At 64.0% G+C, this 13,758-nt stretch carries 18 protein-coding genes and 1 pseudogene; 7 read left to right on the top strand and 12 right to left on the bottom strand.

The features are described from left to right. Positions 1-71: 71 nt before the first annotated feature. Positions 72-1,944 (bottom strand): annotated as a pseudogene (locus EJ078_RS04945) (ABC-F family ATP-binding cassette domain-containing protein). 128 nt (positions 1,945-2,072) lie between these two features. Between EJ078_RS04945 and EJ078_RS04950 the strand changes: the two are divergent. After that, positions 2,073-2,324: a hypothetical protein gene (locus EJ078_RS04950; RefSeq protein WP_208721090.1), complete on the top strand. Its 252-nt coding sequence runs from the start codon at positions 2,073-2,075 to the stop codon at positions 2,322-2,324. A gap of 102 nt (positions 2,325-2,426) precedes the next feature. Here EJ078_RS04950 and EJ078_RS04955 read toward each other — a convergent pair whose 3' ends face one another. The 6 genes from EJ078_RS04955 to EJ078_RS04975 form a co-directional block, all read right to left on the bottom strand. After that, complete coding sequence (locus EJ078_RS04955) at positions 2,427-2,573, bottom strand: hypothetical protein (protein ID WP_208721091.1); 147 nt, start codon at positions 2,571-2,573, stop codon at positions 2,427-2,429. 144 nt (positions 2,574-2,717) lie between these two features. Then, on the bottom strand, positions 2,718-3,158 hold the full coding sequence (locus tag EJ078_RS04960; RefSeq protein ID WP_066995912.1) for a MucR family transcriptional regulator: 441 nt from the start codon (positions 3,156-3,158) through the stop codon (positions 2,718-2,720). A 352-nt stretch (positions 3,159-3,510) separates the two neighbouring features. Further along, a complete protein-coding gene (locus EJ078_RS04965) occupies positions 3,511-3,729 on the bottom strand; it encodes a hypothetical protein (protein ID WP_067330416.1) in 219 nt (72 codons plus the stop codon). Beyond that, on the bottom strand, positions 3,710-4,129 hold the full coding sequence (locus EJ078_RS30140; RefSeq protein ID WP_245459116.1) for a hypothetical protein: 420 nt from the start codon (positions 4,127-4,129) through the stop codon (positions 3,710-3,712). Before EJ078_RS30140 ends, EJ078_RS04965 begins: the two co-directional genes overlap by 20 nt. Further along, positions 4,057-4,797 carry a hypothetical protein gene (locus EJ078_RS04970; RefSeq protein WP_245459117.1) on the bottom strand — a complete coding sequence of 247 codons (741 nt, stop codon included), beginning with the start codon at positions 4,795-4,797 and terminating at the stop codon, positions 4,057-4,059. Before EJ078_RS04970 ends, EJ078_RS30140 begins: the two co-directional genes overlap by 73 nt. After that, entirely contained in the window at positions 4,797-5,630 is an 834-nt protein-coding gene (locus tag EJ078_RS04975; RefSeq protein ID WP_066995820.1) for a hypothetical protein, read from the bottom strand. Before EJ078_RS04975 ends, EJ078_RS04970 begins: the two co-directional genes overlap by 1 nt. Positions 5,631-5,740: 110 nt before the next feature. Here EJ078_RS04975 and EJ078_RS04980 point away from each other — a divergent pair, with 110 nt between their 5' ends. Further along, positions 5,741-6,709, top strand: a complete 969-nt coding sequence (locus EJ078_RS04980) for a LysR substrate-binding domain-containing protein (protein WP_127216510.1) — start codon at positions 5,741-5,743, stop codon at positions 6,707-6,709. Positions 6,710-6,959: 250 nt separating this feature from the next. Here the strand turns inward: EJ078_RS04980 and EJ078_RS04985 are convergent, their stop codons facing one another. After that, a complete protein-coding gene (locus EJ078_RS04985) occupies positions 6,960-7,142 on the bottom strand; it encodes a hypothetical protein (protein WP_067330410.1) in 183 nt (60 codons plus the stop codon). A gap of 125 nt (positions 7,143-7,267) precedes the next feature. On the opposite strand from EJ078_RS04985, the gene EJ078_RS04990 reads away from it, so the two are divergent. Continuing rightward, positions 7,268-7,423 carry a hypothetical protein gene (locus EJ078_RS04990; RefSeq protein WP_082954124.1) on the top strand — a complete coding sequence of 52 codons (156 nt, stop codon included), beginning with the start codon at positions 7,268-7,270 and terminating at the stop codon, positions 7,421-7,423. 161 nt (positions 7,424-7,584) lie between these two features. After that, positions 7,585-9,666 carry an ATP-dependent helicase gene (locus EJ078_RS04995; protein ID WP_127216509.1) on the top strand — a complete coding sequence of 694 codons (2,082 nt, stop codon included), beginning with the start codon at positions 7,585-7,587 and terminating at the stop codon, positions 9,664-9,666. Positions 9,667-9,748: 82 nt separating this feature from the next. Here the strand turns inward: EJ078_RS04995 and EJ078_RS05000 are convergent, their stop codons facing one another. Both EJ078_RS05000 and EJ078_RS30145 read right to left on the bottom strand, forming a co-directional pair. Further along, the gene (locus EJ078_RS05000) at positions 9,749-10,534 is read right to left on the bottom strand and encodes a GGDEF domain-containing protein (RefSeq protein ID WP_095823612.1); all 786 of its coding nucleotides are present in this window, start codon (positions 10,532-10,534) and stop codon (positions 9,749-9,751) included. Positions 10,535-10,720: 186 nt separating this feature from the next. After that, positions 10,721-10,978 (bottom strand): hypothetical protein, encoded by a 258-nt coding sequence (locus EJ078_RS30145; protein WP_245457137.1) that lies wholly within the window; start codon positions 10,976-10,978, stop codon positions 10,721-10,723. A gap of 43 nt (positions 10,979-11,021) precedes the next feature. On the opposite strand from EJ078_RS30145, the gene EJ078_RS30150 reads away from it, so the two are divergent. Further along, the gene (locus EJ078_RS30150) at positions 11,022-11,369 is read left to right on the top strand and encodes a hypothetical protein (RefSeq protein WP_245432978.1); all 348 of its coding nucleotides are present in this window, start codon (positions 11,022-11,024) and stop codon (positions 11,367-11,369) included. A gap of 155 nt (positions 11,370-11,524) precedes the next feature. On the opposite strand, the gene EJ078_RS05010 is transcribed toward EJ078_RS30150, so the two are convergent. After that, positions 11,525-12,034 carry a DinB family protein gene (locus tag EJ078_RS05010; protein WP_127404130.1) on the bottom strand — a complete coding sequence of 170 codons (510 nt, stop codon included), beginning with the start codon at positions 12,032-12,034 and terminating at the stop codon, positions 11,525-11,527. Positions 12,035-12,088: 54 nt separating this feature from the next. On the opposite strand from EJ078_RS05010, the gene EJ078_RS05015 reads away from it, so the two are divergent. After that, positions 12,089-12,781, top strand: a complete 693-nt coding sequence (locus EJ078_RS05015; protein WP_095800044.1) for a glutathione S-transferase family protein — start codon at positions 12,089-12,091, stop codon at positions 12,779-12,781. A gap of 139 nt (positions 12,782-12,920) precedes the next feature. Here EJ078_RS05015 and EJ078_RS05020 read toward each other — a convergent pair whose 3' ends face one another. After that, entirely contained in the window at positions 12,921-13,136 is a 216-nt protein-coding gene (locus tag EJ078_RS05020) for a hypothetical protein (RefSeq protein ID WP_067330396.1), read from the bottom strand. A gap of 176 nt (positions 13,137-13,312) precedes the next feature. On the opposite strand from EJ078_RS05020, the gene ndk reads away from it, so the two are divergent. Next, on the top strand, positions 13,313-13,735 hold the full coding sequence (gene ndk, locus EJ078_RS05025; protein ID WP_095823617.1) for a nucleoside-diphosphate kinase: 423 nt from the start codon (positions 13,313-13,315) through the stop codon (positions 13,733-13,735). Positions 13,736-13,758 lie beyond the last annotated feature (23 nt).

The raw sequence follows: 13,758 nt of genomic DNA on the forward strand, positions 1-13,758 counted from the left end.
CAACACCCCTCATCCGTCTCGGCGCTTCGCGCCGATCCACCTTCTCCCACAAGGGGAGAAGGGGAACCGCCCTACTCCGCGATCCCCTCCTCATATTCCGCCGACATCGTCAGCCACTTGTCCTCGTTGAGGGCAAGTGTGTGGGCAAGCTGCGAGCGCTCCTTGGCCAGCCGCGTCGCGGTCGAGGGGTCCTTCTCGTAGATCGCCGGATTGGCGAGCTCGTCCTCGATCAGGTCGATGCGCTTGCGGATGCGGTCCATCAGCGCCTCGGTGGCGCGGATCTCCTTGGCTAGAGGCTCGAGCGCCGAGCGCCGGGCGGCGGCCTCGCGGCGACGGTCGGCCTTGGATGCCCTGTCTGCCTCCTTCTGCTCGCGGCGATTGGAGGAAACGCCGGTGACCAGCGTTTTGTAATCCTCCAGGTCGCCGTCATAAGGATTGACCGCGCCGTCCTTGACCAACCAGAGGCGATCGGCGGTGGCCTCGAGCAGATGCCGGTCGTGCGAGATGAGGATCACCGCGCCTGAAAAATCGTTGAGCGCATGGATCAGCGATTCACGGCTGTCGATGTCGAGGTGGTTGGTGGGCTCGTCGAGGATGAAGAGGTTCGGCCCCTCGAAGGCCGAGAGCCCCATCAGGAGACGCGCCTTCTCGCCACCGGACAGATCTCTCGCCGCGGTATTCATCTTCTCGGTCGAGAGCCCGAACTGCGCAACGCGGGCGCGCACCTTGGCTTCCGGCGCATCGGGCATCAGCCGGCGCACATGCTCATAGGCGCTTTCCTCGGGACGCAGATCGTCGAGCTGGTGCTGCGCGAAGATCGCCACCTTCAGGCCCGGCGCCACCGTCATCGTGCCGGTCTCGGCTTTGAGGCGGCCGGCGAGCATCTTGGCGAACGTCGATTTGCCGTTGCCGTTGGCGCCGAGCAGCGCGATGCGATCGTCGGCATCGATGCGCAGCGTCATCTTCTTCAGCACCGGATTGCCCTCGGTGTAGCCGACATTGACGCCGTTGAGCGCCACGATCGGCGAGGCCACCGTCTTCACCGGCTCGGGGAAGGAGAACGGCCGCACCGTGTCGTTCACCACCGCGGCGATCGGCTTCATCTTCTCCAGCGCCTTCAGCCGCGATTGCGCCTGCCTGGCCTTCGAGGCCTTGGCGCGAAAACGCTCGACGAAGGATTCCATATGCTTGCGCTGCGCTTCCTGCTTGACGCGGCTCTTTTCCTGCAGCTCGCGCTGCTCGGTGAGCTGGCGCTCGAACTGGTCGTAGCCGCCGCGCCAGAAGGTCAGCTTCTTCTGGTCGAGATGGACGATCGAATTGACCGCGCGGTTGAGCAGGTCGCGATCGTGCGAGATGAGCAAAACCGTGTGCGGATACTTTGCGACATAGTTCTCGAGCCAGAGCGTGCCTTCGAGGTCGAGATAGTTGGTCGGCTCGTCGAGCAACAGAAGATCGGGTTCGGAGAACAGCACGGCGGCCAAGGCCACGCGCATGCGCCAGCCGCCGGAGAAGGACGAAGCCGGGCGCTTCTGCGCCGCATCGTCGAAGCCGAGGCCGGCAAGGATGGTGGCGGCGCGGGATTCGGCCGAATGCGCATCGATGTCGGCGAGCCGTGTGTGGATTTCCGCGATGCGGTGCGGATCGGTCGCGGTCTTCTCCTCTTCCAGCAAGGCCTGCCGCTCGACATCGGCTTTCAGCACGATGTCGATCAGCGGCTCCTCGGTGCCCGGCGCTTCCTGTGCGACCTGGCCGATGCGGGTGTTTTTCGGCAGGCTGATCGAGCCGGTCTCGGAGGGGAAATCGCCGGTGATTGCCTTGAACAGTGTCGTCTTGCCGGTGCCATTGCGGCCGACGAGACCGGCCTTGGTGCCGGCAGGTCAGCGAGGCATGATCGAGAAGCAGGCGCCCCGCCATGCGCAGCGAGAGGTCGTTGATGATAAGCATGGGCGGGCTTTTGCACCGGACGTCGGCGCTTCGCAAGAGCCAGGCCTGGAGGACGGCTCGCCGTGTTCCGGGCGCCGGTCCCGAGCCCAATCAGGGAACCAGTTGCCGGCCGAAGCGTTCTGAGCCCCGTGATCCGCTATTTCGCCCTCGCCTTCATCTTCTTCCAGGTCGCCACGACCGCCGCGCTGGCGACGCAGGTGGTGCTGTTTGAGGGCGAGACGGCTGCAGTGCTCCCCTTAACCGACCCGGCAAGCGCGGCGCCGACGCTGCCATCTCCGCCCAAGTGGGGAGATGACCGGCAGGCCAGAGGCGGACGCGACGAAACACCTGCTGATCCAAATTTATCCTGGAAACAATCCCAGACTTCGCCTACGCAATGACCGATAGGCCGGCGGCGCAGCTCCGCTCTGGAATACCGCTCCTCCCGGATTCCGGAAAACCGCTGCGCGGTTGTCTCGGAACCGCCTTGACCATGCGCCTTTTCAGCCGCCGACGATGCCGTCCAGGACCGCGAGGCATCTCAGCCGTCGCGCAGCGACGACCGGCCGGTCGTCATGCTCGACGATGGCGCGCTCGAAATTGTCGAGCGCGTCGAGCGCGGTACGCAGATCGATGGCCGGCAGGTCCAATGAAACAGGACGCGCCGCGCCTTGACCCCCTCGCCGGCATCGGCGCAAGACTGGATGGCCACCCTGCGACGCAACGCGTCGAGCGCGGCAAAGCGGTCGGCCGACGGCGTGGCGCCGTCCGTAGCGGGCAGCATGACCTTCGGCTCAGGCCTTGGCTTTACGCTTGCCCCTGCCGGAATCCGCGGCCGGCTTCCGGCCCAGGCCGGAAGACTTGGCAAGCGCCGAGCGAGTGGCCGAATAACTGGGCGCCACCATGGGATAGTCCGCCGGCAGGCCCCATTTCGCGCGATATTCGTCCGGCGTCAGCCCATGGTCGGTCGACAGGTGCCGCTTCAGCGACTTGAACTTCTTGCCGTCCTCGAGGCAGACGATGTAGTCGGGGAATACCGAACGCTTCGGATTGACGGCCGGCGTCTGCGGCGCGCTTTCCTTCACCGGGGCGCCCCCGGCGAGCTTGCGCACGGAAGCGCTGACGCTGGCGATCAGATCAGGCAGGCCGGATGCCGGAAGCGGGTTGTTGCCCACATAGGCCGAAACAATGTCGGCGGTCAGCTCGATTGCAGTCTTGTCGTCGATATTGGACAATTTTTTCACCTTCTGCTGGCTCTCAAATGACCAGCTGTTTTTAAGACTTTAGTCTAGGTATCTTATTGGACCTGTCCCCCAACGGACGTCCAGAGTCAGTAAACGTGCGAGACTCAATACCGAAGGTATGTTTTCACCGAGGGCCGCGACCGCGCAAGTTAGGAATTCTAATACCTACAACAAACACTTTACAGCACCGAAGCTCTGCACGGGCGAGGAAATGACGCAACAGCACTTCAATTTCTACGAGTAATTCCTGCAAAAATTGGAATTCTGGACGGAAAGCCAATAATTGCGAGCAGCGCTGGCTCTCTGATCAATCGATCATGCCCGATTCGTTAGGGCAAGTCGCTTATTTCGCGGCAACGCCGCGCCGGAGATCGGTCGGGCCGTCGGCCAGAATCTCCAGCACGCGTTTCCAGCGGGCGCAGCGGCCGAAATCCTTCTGCTCGATGGCCTTCTCAGCCTTCATGGCGGCATAGAGCTGCGCCTCGGCGCCGAATTCCTTGACCAGCCAATGCGCCTCCTGTCTGGCCCGGCGTTCGTCGTCGTCAAGCCCGCTCCCTGGCATGTTTCCTGGTACGATCCCTGGCATGGTCTTCAGCCCTCCGGACGTTCGATGCCGACAGCAATGCAACTGCCGATGACAAGGACGGCGCCAGCCATGGCGTCATCGACAGGCTTTCGCCCGACAGCGCCAGCAAAAGCGTGGAAGCGATCGGCGTGAGATACGCCACGACCGCGAGCCGCCCACCCTGATCGAGGCTGAGCGCGCGCGACCAGAATAATAGCCGAGCCCATCGGCCCGGCGCCGAGATAGAGTCCGAGCAGCAGGTCCAAGCCGCCCAGGCGGCGACGCCGTCATGCAGGCACCATGCGAAGGTCAGCGCCACGCCGATCAGGGCCGAAGGCAGCAGAAGCCGATCCGGCGACACGGCAAGGCGGCCGACGGCAAGCGAGTAGAAGGCCATGCAAAGTGCCGAGCCGAAGGCGGCGCAATAACCGACGGGGCTACCTCCGAACCAGGCATGCGCGCCTCGCCGGAGATCACCAGCGCGACGCCGGTGAAGCCCAGCGCGGCGGTCAGTCCAAGCAGCAGCGGCCGTCGCGGGCGGCCGAGCACGATGACGGCGGCGGCGACCATCAGCGGCCAGGTGTAGGCAACGAGATTGGCCTCGATGACCGGCATCGAGGCGAAGGCGATGTATTGCAACGCCATGGTGCCGACCAGGCCGATGAAGCCGACGGCGCAGGCGCGCATGGTTCTCCCCTTATCCCCTTGGGGAACAAGGTGGATCGGCACGGAGCGCCGAGACGGATGAGAGATGTTGGAAGAAACTCCTGCGTCGGCGATCCGTCCGGCCCCCTTGATCACAAGGGGAGAAGGGAAGAACCTGATCAGCGCAAAGACCAGCGCGGCGCCTGAGAACTGCAGGAACTGCACCTCCGATACCGGGTGATTGGCAAGCAGCGTCTTGCCGACGAAAGCGTTAGTCGCCCAGAGCGCCACGGCGCCGAGGGCAAAGGCCAGCGCCACCGGGGGAGCAGCGCTGGAACGGTCGCTGCGCCTTTCGGCGGTGAGCGGGCCAAGGCTCAGCGATGCTGAAGGCGGCTGGCGACCGGCCGGATCGTCAGCCACTACCACGATTCCCTGGCTCCGCCGGAGACCGGATCGACAGCCGGCTTCGGCACGGGATGTTCTTCGGCGTGACGGCGATAGGCCGGCAGCTGGTTCGTCCAGACGTCCTCGGCCAGTTCGTTCACCCAGCCGCGGTCCTGGTCGTTGTCGGCGGCGAGGTAGAACATGCGGTTGTCGTCGACATAGGGCTTCGCCACCGAACGCTGGTTGAGCACCAGGGTGACCCGCGAGCCGAGCTGGATCGGCGCGGTGCGATGGAGCACGCCGAGGAACTGGCCGAGCGTGGCGTAATTCATCTTGTGGTCGATGCGCATGACCCTGTTGCGCGGCAGGTCGCTGCCGGATTCGAGGATGGCACGCCCCGTCTCGGAATCGTCGCAATAGATTTCAAGATGGCCGCCGATCAGAGGATCGCTGATCGAGAGCGGAATGAGTTCCGTCACCGGAACGCCATCGCAGTGCCAGTCGACGGCGCCGTCCTTGGGGTTCATGAAGGTGACGGTCGAGCCGACGATAGACAGCGGATAGGGTTCGAGCTTGGTGCCCATCATGTCGGACAGCCGTTCCAGCCGCAGCTTGTCGTTGAGCAGTTCCTTGATCTCGGGAATGTAGCGGTCCGCGCCGGTGATGAAGGTGAGGTCGAGATGCTTGTGCACGGCGTGGCTGGCCTTGAGCTTGAGCGCCGCCTCCTCGATCGCGGCGAGCAGTTGCGGGTCGTAGCCGTGAAGATACTGGGCGACGCCGAAGCTCGACACTTTCCACGCCGTATCATGACCGATGATGGCTTCACGGCTCATCGCATAGCGCAGTTCGGGGATTGTATGGGCGTTCATTCTACTTCTCCAAGGTGGGGGCAACACTTGGTAAACAGTCGATTGAGCACCCGCCCCTGTAAATTTAGGAATGCTGGTGCTACTTTAAGCATAGCTAAAGGTCGAACCCCGTGCGTCTGCTCAGCCAGGTCAACTTAAACTCGCTGAAAATCGTGGAGAGCGCCGCCAGGCACCGCAACTTCACGCGCGCGGGCGAAGAGCAGTTCATTACCGCCTCAGCCGTCAGCCAGCGGGTGAAGAGCCTGGAGGACCAGCTGCGCTTCAAGATCTTCCAGCGCGGCGGCAACGCGGTGTCGCTGACGCCGGAAGGCGAGACCTACGTGGCGCGCGTGCGCGAGGCGCTGGAGCGGATCGTGGCTGCCAGCATGGAGGCGACCGGCCAATCCCAGGCGCATGTGCTGAAGATCTGCGTCTTGCCGACCTTCGCGGCGCGCTGGCTGTTTCCGCGGCTTGCCACCTTCCAGCGGCAGTATCCGGATATCGAGATGCGGGTCTCGACTTCCTATGCCACGCATGAATTCGCGACCTCCGAATACGATCTCGAGATCCGCTATGGCGACGGCAATTTCCCCGGCCTCAACTCCGTGCTGCTGTTCAAGGAGGACCTGACGCCGGTGTGCAGCCGCAAGCTGTTCCGCGAGGTGCTGGGCGACAAGCCGCTGTCCAAGGTGACGCCGGAGGACCTCAGGCACTTCACCCTGCTCCACTCCGACACCTGCACCCAGAACTGGCAGTCGTGGCTGGCTTTTGCCGGCGCGAGTTTCGTGCTTGGCGAGACCAAGAGCATCTATTTCGATTCCTGCATGATGTCCTACGAGGCGGCCAATGCCGGCATGGGCTTTGCCGTTGCCAACCGCGCCTATATGGCAAGCGACATCCGAGCCGAGCGGCTGGTCGCCCCCTTCGCGGTCCACCATCCCAACACCGCCGGCTGGTATTTCGTCAGCCCCATCAAGGCGCTTGGCGCCCGCAAGGTGGAGCTGTTCAAGCAGTGGATCATGGCCGAAGCGGCGCTGACGCAGCGCCAGTTGGACCTGGAGATCGCCAACGTGCCGCTGGCGCGCGCCGCGATGGCGTGACGCGGCGGCGCAAGCGACGCAAACACACCCCTGAGATTCTCCGATCTTTGAAGGCCGACAAAGCGTTTGGACGGATACCTGTAGCCGGCTAGCGCGATCGCCCCATGACGCGGCGGAGAGACTCAGCTATCTTTGATCCTGCGGCGGGCCTGATTTTCCCGCTTGGCCGGCGCTTTCCAGCTTCCTCCCAAGCAGCGCCGGCCTTCTTCTGCGGCGCCGCCGCTTCGTCTCCCGACAACATCGTCCGCTCTCATTGCTTCGGCGGCGTGCCGGGCTGGTCGCCGCCGGTGGTCGATTGCGGCACCGGGTTCTTGTCGACCTGCGGGTTTTTGTCGACGGTGTCGCTTGGCGCCTTGGTGGGCTGTACGCTGTTGTCGCAGGCGGCGAGCCCGAGCCCTGCCGCGAGAGCCAGCAGCACAGGAAGTTTCTTCATGACGACCTCCTCTCGTTCGCCCCTTTCTTCGAAGCAAACGAGGCGGCGGCGGTTTGGTTGCGCCGTCCGGCGGGAACCAACGCGCCTGTCTCCGGTTGAACCTCGTTAACTCACGAGGAGATGTCATGATCCGTCTGCTGCTCGTCGGCCTGTTCGGCTACACGGCCTATCGCGTCACGATGAGGATCATCGAGGAGGCGTCCGGCGATCTCGCGCCGCCGGACGATCGGCGGTCGCTGCGGCGCCAGTCGGCGGCGATGGGCGTCGAGCCGAAAAGGTAGATCGGCCGTTCTCGCGCTTGTTGGGAAGATGGCCGGCCTATCCAGCACATGCCGGCGCGTACAGCGTCCCCTCTGCCCTGCCGGGCATCGCCCCCCACTTGGCCGCCTTTGGGCGAGATTAGCTGTATTGCGAACAAAGCGGAAACGATGCTTGATGGGCGATGAACATCGCCGCCCGTGATTCGTCCTTCGAAACTCCTGCCTATCTTGCCCGGCTGAACGACGAGCAGCGGCTGGCGGTGGTGCATGGCGACGGCAAGGTGGCCGCGCCGCTGCTGGTGATCGCCGGGGCCGGCTCCGGCAAGACCAGCACGCTGGCGCATCGCGTGGCGCACCTCATCGTCAAGGGCGCCGATCCGCGCCGCATCCTTTTGATGACCTTTTCGCGCCGCGCCGCGGCTGAAATGGCGAAGCGCGTCGAGCGCATCGCCGGCGAGGTGCTGGGCCGCGATGCCGCGATCATCGCCGATGCGCTATCCTGGGCCGGTACTTTCCACGGTATCGGCGCCAGACTCTTGCGCGACTATGCCGAGCAGATCGGCCTCGATCCGGCTTTCACCATCCACGATCGCGAGGATTCGGCCGACCTGATGAACCTTGCCCGGCACGAGCTCGGTTTTTCCAAGACCGAAAGCCGTTTTCCGACCAAAGCCACCTGCCTGCAGATCTATTCGCGGGCGGTGAACGCCCAGGCGCCGCTCGGCGAGGTGCTGGGCTCGGCCTTTCCCTGGTGCTCAGGATGGGCGGAACAGCTGAAGGAGCTGTTCGCGGCATATGTCGAGGCCAAGCAGGCGCAGAACGTGCTCGATTACGACGACCTTTTGCTCTACTGGGCGCAGATGGCGGCCGAGCCGGAGATCGCCGCTCACCTTGGCTCCCGCTTCGACCACGTGCTGGTCGACGAATACCAGGACACCAACCGGCTGCAGGCCTCTATTCTGTTGGCGCTGAAGCCGGACGGCGCGGGCTTGACCGTGGTGGGCGATGACGCACAGTCGATATATTCCTTCCGGGCCGCGGAAGTGCGCAACATTCTCGATTTCCCAAAACAGTTCGCGCAAGGCACCGAGATCGTCATGCTGGAGCGCAATTACCGCTCGACCGAGCCGATCCTAGCCGCCGCCAACAAAGTAATCGGCGAGGCAAGCGAGCGTTTCACCAAGAATCTCTGGACCGAACGCCGGTCGTCGCACAGGCCGCAACTGGTAAGCGTGCGCGACGAGGCTGAGCAGGCCAATTATGTCTGCCAGGCGATCCTTGCCGAGCGCGAGGCCGGCACGGCGCTCAAGGCGCAAGCCGTGCTGTTCCGCGCCTCGCATCACAGCGGGCCGCTGGAGGTGGAGCTCACGCGGCGCAACATCCCCTTCGTCAAATTCGGCGGGCTGAAATTCCTCGATGCCGCGCATGTGAAAGACATGCTGGCGATGCTGCGCTTTGCCGAGAACCCGCGCGACAGGATCGCCGGCTTCCGGGTGCTGCAGTTGATGCCCGGCATCGGGCCTTCGGCCGCCTCACAGATCGTCGAGGCGATGGCGACGTCGCTCGACGAGACGCTCGGCCTTGCACGCTTCCGGCCGCCGCAGCGCGCGGCCGAAGACTGGCCGGTCTTCCTCGACATCTACAGCGGGCTGCGCGCCGGCGCCAAATGGCCGGCGGACCTCGAGCGGGTCAGGCTCTGGTACGAGCCGCATCTGGAGCGCATCCACGAGGACGCGATCACGCGCCGGGCCGACCTGTTGCAGCTCGAGCAGATCGCGTCGGGCTATCCCTCGCGCGAGCGTTTCCTGACCGAGCTGACGCTCGACCCGCCCGACGCCACCAGCGACCAGGCCGGCCCGCCGCATCGCGACGAGGATTACCTGATCCTGTCCACGATCCATTCGGCCAAGGGCCAGGAGTGGAAGAACGTCTTCGTGCTCAACACGGTCGACGGCTGCATCCCGGCCGATCTCGGCGTCGGTACCAAGGAGGATATCGAGGAGGAGCGGCGGCTGCTCTATGTGGCGATGACGCGCGCCAAGGACAGCCTGCACCTGGTGGTGCCGCAGCGCTTTTATCCGCACAATCAGCCGGCCCGCGGCGACCGTCACGTCTATGCCTCGCGCACCCGCTTTATCCCGGCCTCGATGCTTTCGGCTTTCGAACAGTCATCCTGGGCGAGCGCGGCGATCACGGACGACCCGCGCCAAAAGCCGGGCGTCAAGGTCGATCTCGGCGCGCGCATGCGCGGCATGTGGAAATAGACGCCTACCCAAAGGCGGGACGACACTCCTACTCAGCCCCACCGCTGGTGAGGGCGCTCCGTTCCCTGCTGCGCGGGTTCGTTCAGTGGAACGTGCCGGCGGCCTCGCCGGATAGCCTGCTGCGCGGGCTTTCGAAGCTCACCTGGTCGCGTCCGTTCGACTTCGCCTTGTAAAGATGCCTGTCCGCGACCCGAAACATGTGGTGATAGGTGGTGGGCCCGCTGAACGCGACGCCGCCGATGCTGACCGAAAGCGGGCACGGCTGCCCGCCCGGCGCGAACTCGGCCTCGCGGATACGCAGTCTGATCGACTCGGCGACCAGGAAGGAGCGTGTCGCGTCGGCGCCCGGAAGGAAGACCGCGAATTCCTCGCCGCCGATGCGTCCAACGATGTCGGCGCCGTGGAGCTGGCTCCGGATCGTGCTCGCGATCAGCTTCAGCGCCTGATCGCCGCAATCGTGGCCGAGCCGGTCGTTGATCGATTTGAAATGGTCGGCATCGACGATCAGCAGCGCGCCGGCTTCGGCCACCGCGTGGCTGCGGGCCTTGTCGAGATAGGCCTCGACCAGCATCGAGAAAGCGCCGCGGTTGAAGACCGCCGTCAGGCTGTCGGTCGCGGCAATGATGCTGAGCTCCTTCTGGGCGATGGCCAGCTGGCGCATCTTCCACATTAGGAAGAAAAGGAAGGAGCCGCCAAGGATGAGCGGCAGGAACAGGTCGGTGAGCTTGGCCCAGAGCAGCGCTTCGGGTGACAGCGAGGCGAAGTTGAAGGAATCGACGAAGAAGGCCGCGGCAATGAAGAATGCCGTGCCGGCAACGGTGACCAGCGCGACCCTGCCCCAACTGGTGGGGGACAAATCGATGCGCATGGCATTGCTCCCACTACAACTGGCCTATTGTGGAGCGCGAGCGCAAACGAAGTCCTAATATATTGGCTTCAATGGGAATGTGGTTAACCAGGCGTCGAGCGCGCCGCACCGCGATACCAGCTGAAGAAGGCCCGCCGACGCAGCGGCGGGCTTTGCGATTGGCCAGAGGCGCTCGTCAGCGCGCCGTCAACGACGCGAAATCATCAGGCAGAGCGCCCTCAGATCACGATCATAGGTGCCATCGCTGCTGAGCACATCGACGCAGCGCTTCTTCATCCGCGACAACTGGCTGCTCGACATTTGCGCGACGGCGGAGGACAGGTTCGTCGTTCCCGGCGTCGCGCCGACGGTTCCAGGAACGGCGGCGCCAGCGCCGAGGGCGACGCCAGCGCCGTTCGCGCCGCCCGTCGTCACGTTGAGCGCGCTATTGGTGCCGTTGCCCAAAGTCGCATCGGCTCCAGCCCCGTTTGTCCCGCCGATCGATGCCGTGGCCGTGGAACTGCTGCCGCCGATGGTGACGGTTCCGCTGCCTCCGCTTGCGCCGCCGATCGAAACCCTGGCGCTGTTGTTGCTGCCGCCGAAGGATGCATTTCCGTCAGCCCCATTTGGGCCGCCCGCATTGGCGTCGGCTCTGTTGCCGCCTACGGATACGCCGCCGAGGCCGCCGACCCCGACGCTCTGGGCGTTCGCCGGCATGGCAAGAGCAACGACGATTGCACCACTCGCCAATGTGCTGGCGAACCTTTTTACGATACTGGCCATGACACTCTCCCTGTGGTTTTGTATTTCCGCCTTGCATCATTTGTTGCGCTTTTCTAGAGCGCGTAGCTTTTGAGACAAAAATACGCCGAGAGTGCCCTTTCGGTTTCTTTAGCTATTTCGCATATGACGAATCATAGTTTCCAAAACGATGCTTCTGCTTTAAAATATAGACGAAATTGTCGTGTTTTTTAGTTTTCCGGAATCGGCCAACCGGAATCCCTGCAAGCTTCAGGCGTAGGCGCGGCCTTCTTCGGAGCGCTGGAACTGCATCAGGTCAAGCGACACCGAGGGTCTGCCGAGGACGGTAAGGCACATATGCGCCTGGCCGCGATGGTGGGTCTGGTGATTGAAGAGATGGCTGAGCGCCGGCGCCAGCCGCTGCGAAACGGTGCGCATGTCGGTGGTCATATAGGAAAATCGCCCGGTGAGCGCCTTATCGGTCATGCCGCCCATCCAGTCGACGATCCTCCTGTCCTCGGCCTCGCGTGCCAGGCGCAAGCCCGGGAAGGCGCGATAGAGGATCGTCGCAAGGTTTGAGGGCGCGTCCCCCTCGCCCGTAAAGCGCTTCATCCAGACGCGGTCGGTGACGAGCAGGTGATTGAGCGTGGCCAGCGTCGAGCCGAAGAAGGCGCCGACATCGCGGCCGAGTTCCTCTTCGCTGAGATCGGCGGCGGCATCATAGATGCGCGTGTTGGCCCATTGATTGTAGGCCGCAAACATCATGAAATGCTGTTTCATTCTTCCACCCGGCTCGCAACGAATCCCGGCTCTTCGTAACCCGCAGGAACCGTAATGACCATTCTGTTCTATGATCTCGTCGGCCACGACGCAAAACGCCCCTTCAGTCCGCATTGCTGGAAGACGAAGATGGCGCTGGCCCACAAAGGGCTCGATGCCACCAAGGTGCCGACGCGCTTCCTGGAAGTCCCCAAGGTGGAAGGCGGCGCGTCGAAGACGGTGCCGGTGATCCGCGATGGCGAGCGCGTGGTGGCCGATTCCTTCGCCATCGCCCTTTATCTCGACGAAGCCTACCCCGAGCGGCCGACGTTGTTCGGCGGCGAAGGCGGCAAGGCGACGGCGCGCTTCATCGAACGCTGGTCGCAGCTCACCATCCATCCTTACCTCATGACGGTGCTGCTCACCGATCTGCACAGCATGCAGGACGAGGCGAACCGCGCCTATTTCCGCGAGAGCCGCGAGCAGCGGCTCGGCAAGCGGCTCGAAGAGGTGGTGGCCGGCCGCGACGAGGGGCTTGCCGGCTTTCGTGCCTCGCTCGAGCCGCTGCGCTCGATGCTCAGCTATCAGCCTTTCATCGGCGGGACATCGCCGCTGTTTGCCGACTACATCGTGTTCGGGGCGCTGCAATGGGCGCGCGTCGCCTCGCCCTACCAGCTGCTCGAGACGGGCGACGGCGTTGCCGAATGGTTCGAACGCTGCCTCGACCTGCATGGCGGAATCGGCCGGCAGGTCGCCGCGGCGGCGTAAGCGCTAATCTTCCTCTTGTGGGAAGATGTCGCCGAAGGTGACAGAGTGGGCGCCTCAACAGCTGCGGCGCCTACTTGCGAAAGAAGAAGTCGGCGTTTCACGCGCGGCGCCCCGCTCTGTGCTGCCGGCCATCTCCCCCTCAAGGCGGGAATTTTCCGGCTTCATCCTTTTCGACCAGCCTGACGCAGATCGGATCGCCCTCTCCCATGCGGGCGCATTGCCATTCCGGGCCGAAGCCGAAATTCTGCTGTCCGGTTTGTGGAAAGAACAGCAGGACGAAGACGATCACGGCAAGGACCACGGCCATCAAGAAAATGCCGGCGATATCGTCGCGTTTGAGGTAGAGCCGGTTCATCGCCTCCTGCTCCGCTGCCGCGGCGCTCCGGACTGCACGCGAAGCGCGCTCTCAGCCGTCCAATTATCCCGCAAACAGCCGGCCTTGACCAGAAGCCGCCTCCCCTTGGCAAGCCGCCAAGCGGCTTGTATAGAGCCCGCCACTCCAATTTCCATTCCCAGAATAAGGACGACCTAATGGCGATCGAACGCACCTTCTCCATGATCAAGCCGGATGCCACCAAGCGCAATCTGACCGGCGCCATCACCAAGATGCTGGAAGACGCGGGCCTCAGCGTCGTCGCGTCGCGTCGCGTATGGATGAGCCGCCGCGAGGCCGAAGGCTTCTACGCCGTCCACAAGGATCGTCCTTTCTTCGGCGAGCTGGTCGAATTCATGTCGTCGGGCCCGACCGTCGTGCAGGTGCTGGAGGGCGAGAACGCCATCGCCAAGAACCGCGAAGTGATGGGCGCCACCAACCCGGCCAATGCGGCCGAGGGCACCATCCGCAAGGTGCATGCGCTGTCGATCGGCGAAAATTCGGTGCACGGCTCGGACGCGCCGGAGACCGCCGCGCAGGAGATCAGGTATTGGTTCTCCGACACCGAGATCGTCGGCTGAGACGCTTCGGTCCCGGCAAGGCG

This window comes from Mesorhizobium sp. M1A.F.Ca.IN.022.06.1.1, assembly GCF_003952605.1.
Classification (GTDB): Bacteria; Pseudomonadota; Alphaproteobacteria; order Rhizobiales; family Rhizobiaceae; genus Mesorhizobium.